Annotated in this window: 9 protein-coding genes and 1 tRNA gene; 8 read left to right on the forward strand and 2 right to left on the reverse strand. The window is 41.0% G+C overall.

The window, feature by feature from the left end:
• The first annotated feature begins 68 nt into the window (after positions 1-68).
• From G6053_RS12315 to G6053_RS30915, 7 genes are all read left to right on the forward strand, one after another.
• Complete coding sequence (locus tag G6053_RS12315) at positions 69-3,167, forward strand: TonB-dependent receptor (protein WP_165306616.1); 3,099 nt, start codon at positions 69-71, stop codon at positions 3,165-3,167.
• 9 nt (positions 3,168-3,176) lie between these two features.
• The gene (locus G6053_RS12320; protein WP_165306617.1) at positions 3,177-4,859 is read left to right on the forward strand and encodes a RagB/SusD family nutrient uptake outer membrane protein; all 1,683 of its coding nucleotides are present in this window, start codon (positions 3,177-3,179) and stop codon (positions 4,857-4,859) included.
• Complete coding sequence (locus tag G6053_RS12325) at positions 4,859-7,336, forward strand: hypothetical protein (protein WP_165306618.1); 2,478 nt, start codon at positions 4,859-4,861, stop codon at positions 7,334-7,336. The genes G6053_RS12320 and G6053_RS12325 overlap by 1 nt, the downstream gene beginning before the upstream one ends.
• Complete coding sequence (locus G6053_RS12330) at positions 7,329-8,270, forward strand: hypothetical protein (protein ID WP_165306619.1); 942 nt, start codon at positions 7,329-7,331, stop codon at positions 8,268-8,270. Before G6053_RS12325 ends, G6053_RS12330 begins: the two co-directional genes overlap by 8 nt.
• Positions 8,260-10,182, forward strand: a complete 1,923-nt coding sequence (locus G6053_RS12335; protein WP_165306620.1) for an FAD-dependent oxidoreductase — start codon at positions 8,260-8,262, stop codon at positions 10,180-10,182. The genes G6053_RS12330 and G6053_RS12335 overlap by 11 nt, the downstream gene beginning before the upstream one ends.
• Positions 10,183-10,229: 47 nt before the next feature.
• Positions 10,230-12,083 carry a carbon starvation protein A gene (locus G6053_RS12340; protein WP_206531931.1) on the forward strand — a complete coding sequence of 618 codons (1,854 nt, stop codon included), beginning with the start codon at positions 10,230-10,232 and terminating at the stop codon, positions 12,081-12,083.
• Positions 12,084-12,491: 408 nt separating this feature from the next.
• Entirely contained in the window at positions 12,492-12,626 is a 135-nt protein-coding gene (locus G6053_RS30915) for a transposase (protein WP_165306621.1), read from the forward strand.
• A gap of 905 nt (positions 12,627-13,531) precedes the next feature.
• Here the strand turns inward: G6053_RS30915 and G6053_RS12350 are convergent.
• Together G6053_RS12350 and G6053_RS12355 are read right to left on the reverse strand one after the other, a co-directional pair.
• Positions 13,532-13,604, reverse strand: a tRNA-Lys gene (locus tag G6053_RS12350).
• Positions 13,605-13,735: 131 nt separating this feature from the next.
• Positions 13,736-15,655, reverse strand: a complete 1,920-nt coding sequence (locus tag G6053_RS12355; RefSeq protein WP_108631931.1) for an ABC-F family ATP-binding cassette domain-containing protein — start codon at positions 15,653-15,655, stop codon at positions 13,736-13,738.
• A 60-nt stretch (positions 15,656-15,715) separates the two neighbouring features.
• Here G6053_RS12355 and G6053_RS12360 point away from each other — a divergent pair, with 60 nt between their 5' ends.
• On the forward strand, positions 15,716-16,750 hold the full coding sequence (locus G6053_RS12360; RefSeq protein ID WP_165306622.1) for a quinone-dependent dihydroorotate dehydrogenase: 1,035 nt from the start codon (positions 15,716-15,718) through the stop codon (positions 16,748-16,750).
• The last annotated feature ends 3 nt before the right edge of the window (positions 16,751-16,753 follow it).

A 16,753-nucleotide genomic window follows, 5' to 3' on the forward strand; every position in this document is an offset into this window, starting at 1 on the left:
AGAACACCCTAAAGGAAAAAAGACAGACCAAATTACTTTATAATCTAAATAAACCAATATAAACAATTATGAAGCATATTCTAATCAAATTTATGCTACTGGGATTGCTATTTCCATATTTTTCAATAGGATTTGCACAATCCAGTTTACGGGTAACTGGAAAGGTCGTGGATGCGGAGGGAAATGCACTACCTGGAGCAACCGTGGATCTTGTCCACGAAAGAACAAGTAAGAAACTCAATTTTGTTGCAGACAACGAAGGTTTGTTTGTTTTGAGCCCGCTTGTAGTCGGTGAAAATTACAGTATTTTCGCTCATCACTTAGGCTATTCGACGGACTCCGTCAAACATTTTGTTGCAACTCCAACCAGTAAGAATACAGTTCTTATTCGGCTTAAATCCAATGCGGGGACAATAGACGAGGTAGTTGTCATTGGCTATGGATCAGTACAGAAAAAAGATCTGACAGGTGCTATTTCGACCGTGTCGGGCAAAGATGTACAGACCCGTAAGTCGACTCAATTATCTCAGGCATTACAGGGATCTATTCCTGGAGTGATGGTTACTCGATCCAATAATTCGCCAGGGAGTACTGCTCAAGTACGTGTTCGGGGTATTACAACAATTACCGAAGGTGGGATGAACCCGCTTATTATATTGGATGGGGTGCCTATAGCCGATATGAACGCCGTAAATCCCAATGACGTGGAGAATATTACTGTTCTGAAGGATGCCGCTTCAGCTTCAATTTATGGTGCCAGAGCAGCTGCAGGGGTTATTTTAATTACCTCAAAACGAGGTGAGGAGGGGAAAGTGGCCCTTGAATATAACGGTGAATATGGCTTTGAAAAGCCAACAAAGTTACCTGACTATGTTGATGCGGTAAGATACCTTCAATTAAGTAATGAACTGCGATGGAACGACAATAACAATAATGACAATGAATATCCGATCTATGCTAAAGACTTGATTGAAAATTATCATCAAAATAACAACCAGAATCCCGATCAATATCCAATGACAGATTGGAAAAAAATGATCCTGAAAAATTCGGCAGCCCGTCAATCTCATCTTCTTTCAGTAACTGGTGCTGGAAAGGCCTTGCGGACAAGGTTTTCGCTAGGATATGACAATGCGGAAGGTCTGTATATAGATAGAAGCTATAAGCGTATTACTGCTCGGGTCAATAATGATATAAAAATTAACGATTATATATCAACCATAGTTGATGTAAACTTTAAACGTAGCCTAAACGATAACCCATCAATTGATCCCATGTATAGAATTGGCATTACCGCACCGATCTATGCGGCTCGATGGCAGGATGGCCGTGTCGCATCGGGCAAAGATGGAGATAATATTTATGGGATGATCACTGAAGGTGGTTTCAAAAATTACCAATATAATCAGATCGCTGGTAAACTGGCACTTGATATTAAACCGATCGAAGGACTAAAGTTAACAGGTGTTTTTTCGCCATTGCTGAATTTTGATAAATCGAAATTGTTTACCAAGAAAATTCCATATACCGCTTGGGACAATCCCAATCAAAATATCGGCTTTATCAATGGCTATAATCAAACAAATCTGAATGAGACTCGTGTAGAAAGTTATGAATACACAGCCCAATTTTTGGCCAACTATCAAAAGAGTTTTGGTAGCCATAATGTCAATGTCTTGGGGGGGTATGAATCATATTACTACTTCAATGAAAACTTAGCTGCATCAAGGGATCAGTACCTCTTGACCAATTACCCATATTTGGATCTTGGCCCTTTGGAATTTAGGGATAATAAAGGTGGAGCTTATGAAAATGCCTACCGTTCGTACTTCGGACGTTTAATGTACAATTATGCCAATAAGTATTTTTTTCAGGCAAATATTCGCTATGATGGTTCCTCTAGATTTGCTCCTAAACACCGTTGGGGTACTTTTCCTTCTTTCTCTGCCGGATGGACATTAAGTGAAGAAGAATTTCTAAAGGGGGCATCTTGGATTGATTTTCTAAAAGTAAGAGCGTCTTATGGCACCCTAGGCAATGAGCGTATCGGGAATTATCCTTATCAAGCACTGCTCAAATTTGAAAATAGTTCCTTGTTCTACAAGGGAAACGAGGTGGTTTCAGCGCAATCAGCAGCACAATGGCAGTATGCAATTCGGAATATTTCTTGGGAAAAAACGGAGTCGTTCGATGTGGGATTGGATTACGTTGGACTGAATAGTCGATTAAATCTCACGTTTGATTACTATAAAAAAATCACAAATGATATGTTGCTTGAATTGCAAATACCTCAGTATATTGGTTTTGATAATCCAAATCAAAACACGGGTAAAATGCATACGAAGGGGTGGGATTTTGTGGTTGGATGGAAAGACAAAATAGGAAACTTTTCCTATGGAATCAATGTCAACCTTTCCGATTTTAAATCGGTCATGGGCGATTTGGGAGGGACAGAATTTTTGGGTGATCAAATTAAGGTTCAAGGGAGTCAATTCAATGAATGGTATGGCTATATTTCTGATGGTCTATATCAGACACAGGAAGAGGTCAGTGGTTCTGCTGTGCTTAATGCAAATGTCAAAGCAGGGGATGTGCGTTATCGCGATATTTCGGGACCAGATGGTGTGCCTGATGGCAAAATTTCACCAGAATATGATCGTATTTTATTAGGTGGATCTCTTCCTCGCTATATGTATGGTGGTACTATCAATCTTGGCTTTAAGGACTTGAGCTTTTCTTTTGTTTTTCAAGGTGTGGGAAAACAAAATGCGCGTCTCACCACGGATATGGTGCAACCCTATCAACAAAACTGGGGCAACTTTCCGCTTTTTCTTGATGGGGAGACATGGTCCAGATACAATTCCGTTGCACAAAATAATACTGTACGTTATCCTCGTTATTCCAATACGTCAGCAAATAACAACTATGCAATGTCCGATTTTTGGCTGTTTAATGGACGATATTTTCGCTTAAAAACAATTGGAGTCAATTATAATGTCCCGACAGCATTTTTGACAAGGTATAAAATTAAGGGGCTTGGTATTTCTGGAACAATAAGCGATCTATTCACTGCAAATAAATACCCAAAAGGGTGGGACCCGGAAATGGCAAGTTTTGCTTATCCAATCACGACTTCGTTTTTATTGGGTTTATCATTAAAATTTTAAATCGTCGCTATGAAAAATTTACTTCTCTTAATTTGTGGTTTTATCCTTTTGCAGGGCTGCCACTCACTTGACCTTAATCCGCTTTCTGATGGATCCAGTGAAACATGGAATAGTACTCCTGAGGAACTCGAAATGTCATTGAATGGATTGTATAAGCAGGTTTTTTGGAAAAAAGATTTGGATGATTGGTCGGATGATTGGATTTATCGTGATGGCTTGACCGAGGTTACAAACGCGACTCTGAACGGACAGTCGGCATTTATCAAGACCTGGTGGCTGGATACTTATAAGGCAATTGCCCGGGCCAATACGATTATAAAAGGAGCGGATAGGGCAAAAGACAAACTTTCGGTGGAACAACTCAATATGTTTATTGCAGAAGCGAGATTTGTACGAGCCTGTATGTACTCCAGCTTATTGAGCCATTTTGGACATATTATCTACACGGATGATATTCTGGATATCGAGCAGGCGAAAAATTTAAAACAGGTCGAACCTGAATTTGTATTGCAAAGAATCTACGAAGACTTTGATTTTGCGATAGCCAACCTGAAGACAAAATACACAACGACCGAACTACATCGTGTGACGAAAGGGGCAGCAATGGCAATGAAAGCTCGTATCGCATTGTATAGGGGCGATTTTGCTACAGCGCGCAATGCAGCTAAAGATTGTATAGACCTGAAGCAATATAATTTACATACTGATTTTGCTAGTTTATTTTTGTCTTCGACCAAAAATTCACCTGAAAGTATCTTTTTGTTACCAAGATCGATAGCACTAAACGTTGTATTAGACGATCGTCAAAATTATATTAGTCGGAATGCGGGAGGATGGGCCGCAAAAGACCCTTCTTGGGACTTGTTGTTCTCTTTTATCTGTACTGACGGTCTAACCGTAGAAAAATCACCTTTATTCGATCCTAGTAATCCCTTTCTATATCGAGACCCACGTTGTAAGGCAACCATCGCCGCATTTGACGAGCCCTTATTGGATTATATTTATACACCACATCCCGAGGCTCTGAATGTCATGAAGATCTCGACAGGTACACTAGTAAAAAATAATGACAATAGGGCCAATGCGCAATATGCTTCATTTAATGGGTTGGTATGGAAAAAAGGCGTTGATAATGAATGGTTATTAAATAGCTGGCGGACAGAGCCCGATAATATTATTATACGGTATGCGGATATACTGTTGATTTATGCCGAGGCTAAAATTGAATTAAATGAAATTGACCAGACCGTTGTCGATGCGATCAATCAGGTACGAGCAAGAGCCTATGGGGTGGCGTCTACTTCATTGGACTTTCCTGCGGTGAAACTTGGAGATCAACATGCGCTACGACAGATTCTTCGGAATGAGAGACGGATGGAGTTCGCATTGGAAGGCCTTCGTTATATGGATCTCATTCGCTGGAAGTTGGCCGAGAAAGCATTAAATAAACCTAATTATGGATTATTGGACCCTGCTGACCTAGTGGCTAAAGTTGTGAAAACGGGAAAATGGTTTTTGCCCAGCGCACCGACCATAGATGCGGATGGTTTGCCAGATTTTAATCAATTTAATCAACAGGGACTAATCAAAACGATCGCGATTCGAAAGTTTGACGCCTCCAAACAATACCTGTGGCCTATCCCGTCTACGGAAGTCTTGACAAGTGGTTTAAAACAAAATCCCAATTATTAATGAAATCTTTAAAACAATGTCTTTTTTTTGCCGTTAACTTTATTTGCTTAACGCCGTTAATAGCGCAAATAAAACAATATAGCGGTATTTATCCACATCTGGCGATGTATAATAATGAAGGTGAATGTGGTACTGGAGCAGTGGTTCCTTGGAATAATTCGCTGTATGTGATTACTTATGGACCACATTTGCCACTTGGATCCAGTGATAAATTATATAAGATCACAAAGGATTTGAAGCAGGAAATAATGCCTCAAAGTATTGGCGGCACCCCAGCAAATCGGTTTATACACCGTGCTTCTAAGCAGTTGCTGATAGGTCCCTATATGATCGACCAGAAAGACAATATTCGAGTTATATCAGTGAGAGATATGCCAGGTCGATTGACAGGTACAGCCAAACATCTCCATCATCCAGACTCGTTGGTCTATTATGGTACGATGGAAGAGGGAATTTACGCTGTTAATGTTTATAATCAACATGTTGATGAGATCTATACAGATGGTAATTTTAAGAACGCAAATTATCGGGCCGAACTAGCAAAAATTACAAGTCCTAAACCACAAAAATTTGCTGAATTATTTGGTGCTCATGGAAAAGGACTCTACAGCGGACAAGGCGTGCTGGTTTATTCGAATAATGGTGAATCAGGTGACCTTGCCTTAAAACAATTTGACATACCGGCGGGCTCGCTCTCAGAATGGGACGGAAAAAAATGGAAATTGGTCAGGAGAAATCAATTTGTTGAGATTACAGGCCCTGGGGGGGTATATGGAAATTTGGATGATGAAGATCCTATCTGGGCGACAGGTTGGGATCATAAATCAGCTATTCTGGCGGTAAGAGATATCAAATCCGGTTGGCAATTTTATCGCTTTCCGAAAGGCAGTCACAGTTATGACGGGGCTCATGGTTGGAATACAGAATGGCCACGTATCCGAGATGTAGGGACGAGCGATCATCCTTACTTCCTCATGACAATGCATGGTATATTTTGGCATTTTCCACAGCGTTTTTCCAATGGTAATACTAGCGGACTACGGCCTTTATCAGCCTATCTAAAGGTAATCGGTGATTTTGCCAGATGGAACGATCAGCTTGTATTTGGTTGTGATGACTCCGCACAGAAGGAGTTTCTCAATAAACGTGCGGTCAAGGGAGAGATTGAAGGACCTGGGCAATCTAATTCTAACTTATGGTTCACCGATTTCAATACGATAAATAAACTTGGAAGCAATACCGCAGAGGGAGCAGTATGGCTGAATGAATCTGTCAAAAAAAATGAAATCTCTGAACCTTTTCTATTTGCTGGTTGGTCGATAAGGAGCCTTTGGCTAAAGAATGAGGGTAATTCCGTGCTCGATATTGAAATACAATTGGACAAGAATGGTAAGGGTGAATGGGCACCACTTGGGAAACGTTCAGTTTTACCAGGCAAATCATTCATTGAAGCCTTTCCGAGCGATCTAAAAGGTGAATGGATCAGATTAGTGAGTCACAGCGATTCCAAACTTACAGCTCAATTTACCTATAGTAATCGTTGGGACTATTCCACGGATGAGAATCTCTTTCGGGGAATTGCTAAGATAACGGATACTTCCATTTCAACGGCATTAATGGCGGGACTTGGAGAGAATAAGAGAACACTTGGGATAGTCGCTGGAAAATCTACAGGTACCAACTCGGAAAATATAGGATATTACGAACTGACCTCGACTATGGAGTTAAAACCACGACAAAATCGTGAGGAAGCAGCGTATATCGAGCATAAATTTGCCCTGAGTAAAAATCTCGTACAAGTGGAATCCTCTTCAGTTCTTATTGTGGACGAAAAAGGAAGAAGATGGAGATTCCCTAAAGGGGATCAAAAATATGATAGTATCATCGCAAATGGAACGGCAAGAATATGTAGGGAAGTAGCAACAGAGCGAGATTTGTTAAATCTACATGGGACTTTTTATGAACTTCCTGCGGAAAATGCCGATGGATTTGCGAAAGTGAGACCTATCGCATCGCATGATCTCAATATTGTGGATTATACCTCATATAGGGGCCTACTGGTTTTTTCTGGAATCCGTGCCACAACGGAAAATAATCCGCATATTATCAGCTCTGCTGATAGACAATGTCAGGTATGGGTCGGGGCAATTGACGATCTATGGAAACTTGGAAAACCTAAAGGATACGGTGGCCCCCTTGACAGGGAAGTGTTGGCAAGAAGAAAATTTAGTGATCCTTACCTATTTGGCTTTTATGAAAATAGAAACTTAGCGTTATCGAATCATGAATCTTTACCGGTTAAGTTTACAATTCAATTGGATCCTGTCGGAAATGGAACTTGGATGGATTATCAAGAGGTCAAGGTAAAGGGAAATGATACAATCAATTTGAATTTTCCGAAACATATCGAGGCGCGATGGATCAGATTTGCCGTTGATCGTGATTGTAAAGTTTCAACTCAATTAAAATATGATTAAATACTGGTTTGTTTTTTTTACTGGTTTATTGTCCTTTCCGTTGATGGGGCAACAAAAGTCTATTGCACCCAAAGTTTCGATTGAGTATAAAGTTAATGATACCTTGGACTTAATGGTGGAATTGATTCAGGATAGTGCGAGCCGAGCTTATTTTTATCATACATTCCTGTCAACCGATATATGTAACGACAAAGTATGTCTTCCTATCCAAGTGGATCTGTATTGGAATTTAATGGGAGAATATGATCATTTTTCCGTTCCTGTCGGGCATGCATTTACAAAGTTTGACCATCAACATTTTGATAAAAGTGACTATAGCCTGTTGCATAAAATTTTATTGGATACAATTTCCCCGATGCGGGATTATGCCGTAGAGGATTTTTTGGACAAAAGAGGCCAAAAGTATTCTGTCCAGCTAGATGCTGTGACCAGGCCTACACTTAAGGTTTTTTCAAATGTAGCCGTACCGGGAGCATTATATACCGTTTATGCTTTATGGCATGTTGTTAATGGACCTATTAAAAGTATGATCCGTCAGCGATTGGATAAATTGTATAAACAAGCTCAATTGGAAACCTATTTCGCCACTTCAATGCAAGCGGACTATCAGCGATATTTTTTGGAAAATTTAAGTAGCGAACAGATACGGGAAAATGAAAAGCTACTAGTAGATCTATTATATTCAAAGGATGAGTATGTCCCGCATTATGCATGGAATAAATTGGGACATAACTTCTATGGGAACCCGGATAAATACAACCGAATACTGACGCAACTAGAAGTACTTAAACCACATACGCAATTGGCCATTCTGAAAAATTTAAAAAACCCAAATAAAGAAACCAAAGAAATTTTACGTATTAAAACCCTTGATGCTGATTTATCACAAAAATTAAAAGAACTCATGTATAAACTGATGAATTATGAAAAATAACCGAAGATCATTTTTAAGAAATTTAGGAATAGGTTCTGGAGCACTTATAGCGGGACCTGTTTTGGGATTTACGAGAGCCGAAGCCGGCGTAGATCGCACTGGACTAACATCTGGAGGAGAATCTTTTGTCCCCCCTGAAGTATTTGCAAAAAGAAATCTAACAACAGATTTTGTTGTAGTTGGTGGAGGAATGGCTGGTGTCTGCGCGGCACTTTCTGCTGCCAGAAATGGGATGAAAGTTGTATTTATCCAAAATCGTTCGCGCTTGGGCGGGAATGCAAGCTCAGAGATTCGAATGCATATCTGTGGCGCTTCTCAACTAAACCAAGTGTGGAGAGAAACTGGCCTATTGGAAGAAATTCTATTGACCGAAGCCGCAATAAACCCGCAACGTTGTTGGGAAATGCTAGATTATGTCATGTATGACAAAATACTTACTGACCCCAACATTACACTCTTGTTGGATACGTCACTATACGAGGCCGTAAAAAATGGCAATCAAATAGAATCCATTAAAGGCTATTGCTCACAAACAGAGGAAATTTACGATGTAAAAGCTCAATATTTTGCCGATTGCACGGGTGATGGTACATTGGCTGCATTGGCGGGAGCGGATTTTATGCGGGGTAGGGAGGCTAAATCGGAATACAACGAACCATTGGGATTAGAAAAACGTGACGATATTACTATGGGTAACAGCCTTTTGTTTCAATCGACAAAACATGATAAACCGATGCCATTTAAAGCACCTACTTGGGCGAGAAAATATCAATTTGAGGATTTTAAATATCGCAAGATACATTCTTGGGAATATGGGTATTGGTGGATTGAATTAGGAGGGCTTGAAAATATTGTGAATGACGGCCAAAAGATACGACATGATTTGATGGCGGTCGTGTTTGGTGTATGGGATTATATCAAAAATTCGGGCAATCACCCTGAATCTGCCAACTGGGCATTATCTTGGCATGGGACAATTCCCGGTAAACGTGAAAGCCGCCGCATTAAAGGTGTTTACGTACTTACACAAAATGATGTACTCAAACAAGAGAACTTTGACGATCGTGTTGCTTATGGAGGTTGGCCTCTAGATGATCATTTGCCGGCTGGTATGGATGATACTTCATTGAGTCCTTTTCGGTCAATTCCACTTAAGGGACCATATTCTATTCCTCTGCGTTGTCTTTATAGTAATTCAGTCGATAATTTGGTCATGGCGGGGCGCAATATTTCAGTGACACATGTCGCATTATCGACTACACGGGTTATGGCGACTTGCGCAACTTTGGGACAAGCAATCGGTACGGCAGTGGCCTTCGCCGTCAATAATAAAATCAAAGTGAATGAAATTGTCGCAAACAAATCTAAGTTAACTGAATATCAACAGTTGTTGCTTCGACAAGACCAAGCGATCTTGAACATTAAAAATTCTGATACTAATGACCGTGCGTTATTAGCCACAATATCAGCCAGCAGTGAAACAGATACCGGCAAGGCGATGCTCGTGATAGATGGCATTAACCGGGATATCGCTGACGGTAAGCTTCATCAATGGCAGGCCGATCTGTCACAAGGTGAACAATTTTTGGAATTGAAATGGAAAAAAACACAAGATTTAGCATTAGTTGAACTTACTTTCGATACGGGGTTAAATAGACATTTGCGATTGTCCGGCGAAAATGGAACTATGAAAAACCAGGTACGTGGACCCCAACCGGAAACAATAAGTGATTATGAGATTGAATTGTATCTGAAGGATAAGTTATTGAACAAAATTGTGGTAGCGGATAACTTCTTACGGAAGGCAGATCATCGCTTCGATAAAGTCAAGGTGGATCGCGTTCGATTTGTGGCTAAAAAGACCCATGGAGATAAGTTGGCCAAATTATTTGAAATCAGATGCTATTCGTAAATTTAATAAGGATTAAAAAGTAATCTCACTATAACCAATTTTATTTTATGGCTTCAACAGAAGGATTTTTTAATGAAATGAATGCCTTAACGTTAATTTTTGCATCAATCCTGATTTTCGCAATCGCTTACCGTTTTTATGGGATTTTTATAGCAAAAAAGGTACTTCGACTGAACGACATGGTGGCGACACCTGCTGTAGAGTTTGCCGATGGACATGATTTTGTGAAGACGGATCGAAAGGTGTTATTTGGGCACCACTTTGCGGCGATTGCCGCTGCAGGACCTTTGGTAGGTCCGGTACTGGCTGCTCAATTTGGCTATCTTCCTGGGGCTATGTGGATCTTGATTGGTTGTGTGTTAGGTGGAGGGGTGCATGATATGGTTGTGCTTTTCGCCTCTGTCCGTCATAAGGGGCAGAGCTTGGCAACAATTGCATCTAAGGAAATTGGTTCTACGGTCGGTGGGATAGCTGGCATTGCGGTCCTGTTTATCTTGATTTTGACTTTAGCAGGGCTATCGTTGGCCTGTATTAGTGCTATGCATGAGGCTCCCTGGTCTTTGTTCACAATTATTTTAACAATGCCGATAGCAATATTTATGGGATTATTGATGCGGTACCGTGAAGGATCAGTCACCTTGGCTAGTATTTTAGGTGGTATTCTACTGATCGTAGGCATTATCGCGGGACACCGCCTAATGGAAACTCATGCCATCCATAATCTGTTTAATTGGGATATCAAAACAATTTCTATAGCGATTGCCATATATGGTTTTTTTGCCTCTGTACTGCCGATCTGGTTACTATTGGTTCCTCGGGATTACCTTTCAACCTATTTGAAGATAGGTACAATATTGATGCTTACGGTGGGAATTATCTTTGTGGCCCCTACAATACAAATGCCAGCATTGACCCGTTTTATTCACGGTGGTGGCCCAGTAATTGGTGGTCCAGTACTTCCTTTTATTTTTATTGTAATCGCCTGTGGGGCAATTTCGGGATTCCACGCTATTATTGCCACAGGAACCACACCCAAAATGTTGGGCACGGAAAGAGAAATCCTATTTGTTGGTTACGGGGCGATGTTGGTCGAGGGCTTCGTGGCATTAATGGCCCTTATTGCAGCTTGTACCTTGATGCCTGGAGACTATTTTGCCATCAATACACCAGTAAAGGACTATGCCCAGTTCTTGGTAAAGCACCCAGAATGGCAAGCTGTCGATCTGCAACATTTTATTGATCGCATTGGTGTCGATCTCCATGGCCGTACTGGAGGTGCTGTCTCACTGGCGGTCGGTATGGCACATATTTTTGATAAAGTTCCCTTTATGGACGATGTGATGGCTTATTGGTATAATTTTGCGATTATGTTTGAAGCGGTTTTTATTCTGACCGCCATCGATGCGGGAACACGAGTGGGACGTTTTTTTCTACAGGAAATGCTTGGAAATATTATCCCTGCCTTTAGGGATAAGGACTGGAAACCTGGAGTTTGGTTTTGTAGTGCATTGTTTACTTTTTCTTGGGGATATCTTGTTTATACAGGTAATGTAAGCAGCATTTGGCCGCTTTTTGGAATAAGCAATCAGCTATTGGCCGCTTGTGGACTTATTGTTTGTACAACGATGCTGATCCGAATGAATCGCGGAAAATATGCATTATGTACGGCAATTCCGGGGATATTTATGGCCTGTATTACATTTTGGGCAGGATATCTCCAAGTAATGGATATCTATATCCCTCGAGGACAAACCTTGTTGGCTTCGTTGGCCGTATTAGCGATGTTTCTGATGATACTTGTTTTTATTGGAGCATTCAGAAAATGGTACCTGCTTTTTAAGACCCCAACAAAGTTGACCGACCAAAATGGTGAATCAGTTAAGGTTTTAGTTGAACGTTAATAGCCATTCTTCAGCCCATTGATAATACGGTGGGCTGATTCCCCTTATACATATTCGGAGACAGGTGCGATTTGATGAACATTGGCGTAGGAGCTCAATTATCATTTAATGCTATTTGATATGTGTTGTAAAGTAGCTGTAATGACAAGGTTCGTGACCTAAGGGATCTAATTCATCCGTCATTTTTCCATTTTATTTCATCTATCCAACGACCATTGCCGATAAAACACGAGGTATACTCTTTGAGCAGATTGCTGGGAAGCTTTCGAATTAATTTTTAAAACAGCAATACTTATGGTTTTGGATTCATATCCCGTAGACGATATAAATGTCGTTAAGCCAAGGGAGCAGTAGCGAAATGGATAAATCACCTAAGGATACGATCCGATAATGGAAACCTGTTAATTTATGGATCATATTTATTTCAGCAAAAAAAATGAGATCTGCGCTATTCCTGAACTTCGAAAACTACTGGATATTGACGGGAGTATCATCAATATCGACGCCATGAGCACAGAGAGCTATTCCAGAAACCATTATTGAGAACGAAACAGATTATATTCTAGCTGTTAAAAACAAAACCCAACTTCGGTAGCTGAATCCTGCACTATGACGTAGGACTGGCAGGAAATAAAGTAGCGCATGGCTCTATATCTCTTTTTAGTTTAGTGTCCCAAATTCAGGTTTAATTTTTATGCTGAGTGATATCGTTCTTCTTTACTGGCGATGGTAATTCTTGCGTACAAAGGCGCTGTGCTATCACTCGTTACTTTTGACTTCTTTAGCCAAAAAAAATGCTTACTTTCTGATTCTTCATTCCGCACACATTTTAAAGATTCAAAAATGCTCCTGCCAGTAGCAGGAAATAATTTCCGATCTTTAAATCCAAACTTCACAAATCCAGAATTTAAAAAATGGTACCCCAATTTTGAATATAAAATGGGCCACCAAAAAAGGGGTGTTTTATATGCTTAGGTAAGATATGGTTGTTTTTATAAATTATTTATTTTCAGTATTAAAAATCAAAAAAGCGCTGGGATTGGCTCAGCCCTACAGTTCCCATGCACATCCCTGAGCCTCCGACGGATCGAACCCGGCTAACCCTTCTTTCGAATCCTAATCCCCTTAAACAAGAAAAGCCAATCTTGCGATTGGCTTTTCCTCTGTGATCCCGCTGGGATTGGCTCAGCCCCACAGTTCCCATCCACACCCCTGAGCCTCCGACGGATCGAACCCGGCCAACCCTTCTTTCGAATCCTAATCCCCTTAAACAAGAAAAGCTAATCTTGCGATTAGCTTTTCCTCTGTGATCCCGCTGGGATTGGCTCAGCCCCACAGTTCCCATGCACATCCCTGAGCCTCCGACGGATCGAACCCGGCCGGCCCTTCTTTCGAATCCTAATCTGCTTAAACAAGAAAAGCTAATCTTGCGATTAGCTTTTCCTCTGTGATCCCGCTGGGATTCGAACCCAGGACCCATACATTAAAAGTGTATTGCTCTACCAGCTGAGCTACGGAATCGTACTTCTTTTTTGAACTATCGTTCCTTTTTTGAAGTGATGCAAAAGTAGGGCTTTAATCCTATTCCTGCAAATTTTTCTGGCTTTAAATCGCACTCATCAGCTTAAAAAGCTGATTTTAAGCAAAAAAAATTAATCGTTTTCCAATTCCATAATTTCTTCGGCCAATTGCTCCCATTGTTCCTGATAATGGGTTAACTCGGCCTTGGCCGAATTGTAAGCTCGCGTAGTTTCCTGTAACTTAGTCGCATCCGAATAAACAGCTTCATCCGCCAGCTTCTGTTCAAGGTCCTTGACCGATATTTCCTGTTCTTCGATCTTTTTCTCCAATGTGGAAAGTTCCTTGTTCTTTTTGCTCAGCAGTCGGGTGCGGTCTTCAGATGGCGCTTGTTTCTCTTTTTTAACTTTTGGTTCTTCTTTGACTTTTTTCTCCGGTTTGACCTCTGTTTTTACAAGGCGCTTTGAAGCCCATTCCTCATACTCCTGATACGTACCCGGATATTCTTTGATCTCTTTGTCTTCGATATACCAAATTTTATTGGCCACGTGATCCAAGAAATAGCGGTCGTGGGAAACAACAATAAAGGTGCCTTCGAATTGCTGCAAGGCCTGAATCAAAATATTGACCGATTGCATATCCAAGTGGTTGGTAGGCTCATCGAGTGCCAGGAAATTGGCATCGGCAGTCAATGCCTTAGCAAGAGCTACACGGGATTTTTCACCTCCTGATAATACCTTGATTTTTTTGAAGGCATCGTCGCCTGTAAATAGGAAACAGCCCAATATCGAACGCAATTCGGTCTCCGTATGCTTTGGAGCAAAAGCCTGCAGTTCGGCCAAGATCGAGTTTTCGAGGTGAAGTGCTTCGAGCTGGTGCTGTGCAAAGAACGTTTGCGACACATTATGCCCATGTTCCGATTTTCCCTCAAATTGGTTATCTGCGCCAGCCACAATACGGAGTAGGGTAGACTTACCTTTTCCGTTTGCACCGATCAAAGCGATCTTATCCCCTTTTTCAATGATTGCAGAGGTATTTTTTAATATTTCTAAATTCGGATAAGATTTAGAAATATGGTCTAAAGTTACCACATGACGGCCGGAAGGTTTTGAAAACTTGAAGCTAAAGTTGACCGTTGGATTATCATCATCCACATCTTCAATTCGCTCCATTCTATCCAGGGCTTTAATCCGCGACTGCGCCATTTTTGCTTTGGAAGCTTTGGCACGGAAACGTTCGATAAGTCGCTCTTCCTGTTTGATCTTCGCTTGCTGATTTTTGAACTGGTTGGCCTGTAATTCGTTTCTTAATTCCTTTTCTTCCAGATAAAAACTGTAGTTGCCCGCATAAAGTGTTAATTTTCCTTTTCGTGATTCAACTGTTTTTTTGATGATACGGTCGAGAAAATACCTATCGTGCGATACGATGACAATAGCGCCGTCAAATGCCTGTAAATAATTCTCTAGCCATTTGATCGAAGGTAAGTCCATGTGGTTGGTCGGCTCATCCAATAAGAGGATATCAGGAGTTTGCAACAGGATTTTGGCCAGCATCACACGCATACGCCAGCCTCCTGAGAATGTCGCTAGCGGTCTTTTTTGTTCTTCTTCTGAAAAACCTAGACCGGCCAGGATTTCGTGGGCCTTGAATTCCACATTGTAACCGTCCAGCGCTTCAAATTCCAATTGTCTGTCACTGAGTTTATTTAGAATATCGTCCGAATAATCTGTTTCTAATTTAGCAAGTAAGTCCTCGATCTCGGCATGTAATTGATTTTGGCGTTCAAACGCTTCCATGGCTACATATAGTATGCTCTTATCGGAGTGATAGGACAGTAAGTCTTGGTTGAGGTAACCGATCTTAAGATCTTTTGCCATGGAAATCGTTCCCGAAGTTGGGGCGTACTGTCCCACGATCAACCGTAATAAGGTGGATTTTCCGGCTCCATTGGCGCCAATTAAGCCTACTTTATCACCCGGTTTAATGTGCCAGTTTGCCTCGTCATACAACGCACGGGACCCTATTTCAAATGTTAAGTTATTTATTGATATCATTTCAAATGCAAAAGTACAAAAGTAATGAATATTTCTTCTTGTTTGAGTAACTTTGCGATTATGTATAAATTAGTCAAACCTATATTCTTTACCATGAATCCGGAGATGGCTCACCACAAAGTGACCAGCGGATTGAATGTCTTCTCAAAAATCTGGGGCGCCAAGCAATTATTGAATGCTATTTTTACCGTGGAAGATCCTCGCCTGGAACGTGAGGTATTTGGATTGAAATTTAAAAATCCGGTAGGCCTGGCTGCGGGCTTCGATAAAAATGCCGAATATATATCCGACATGACTAATTTAGGATTCGGTTTTATCGAAATTGGAACAGTAACACCAAAACCACAGCCTGGAAATGACAAACCCCGGATGTTCCGTCTTGTACCAGATGAAGCGTTGATTAACCGCATGGGATTCAATAATCAGGGAGCGGATGTCGCTGCAAATCGCTTGAAGAATCTAAAAGACCGAAAAGGGCTTTTGATTGGCGGTAATATCGGGAAAAATAAGGTGACACCGAACGAAGAAGCGGTGAACGATTATATTTATTGCTTCAATGCACTCTTTGATTATGTGGATTACTTTGTTGTCAATGTCAGCTCGCCCAATACACCAGGGCTAAGGGACCTGCAGGAAAAAGAACCGTTAAAAAATATATTAAATACGCTGCAGGATCTGAACAAAGCAAAACCGGCGCCAAAGCCTATCTTGCTTAAGATCGCTCCTGATCTTACCGATAGCCAACTGGATGATATTGTGGAAATCGTCATGGAGACTCAGATAGCGGGAGTTATCGCGACCAATACCACAATTTCTAGAGAAGGTTTAAAGAGCCAACAAGAATTGACCCAAGAAGCGGGCGGGGTAAGCGGACGCCCATTGACCAAGCGTTCTACCGAGGTAATCCGTTACTTAAGCGAAAAATCCAATAAAGCATTTCCGATTATTGGTGTCGGTGGCATTCATTCTGCAAAAGACGCTATTGAAAAGCTGGATGCTGGCGCTAGCCTTGTTCAGGTCTACACCGGATTTATCTATGAGGGACCGGGTTTGATTGCAAATATTTGCAAAGGAATATTACAGACAGGACGATAGATC

The organism is Sphingobacterium sp. DR205 (assembly GCF_011064245.1).
In the GTDB taxonomy this organism is placed as follows: Bacteria; Bacteroidota; Bacteroidia; order Sphingobacteriales; family Sphingobacteriaceae; genus Sphingobacterium; species Sphingobacterium athyrii.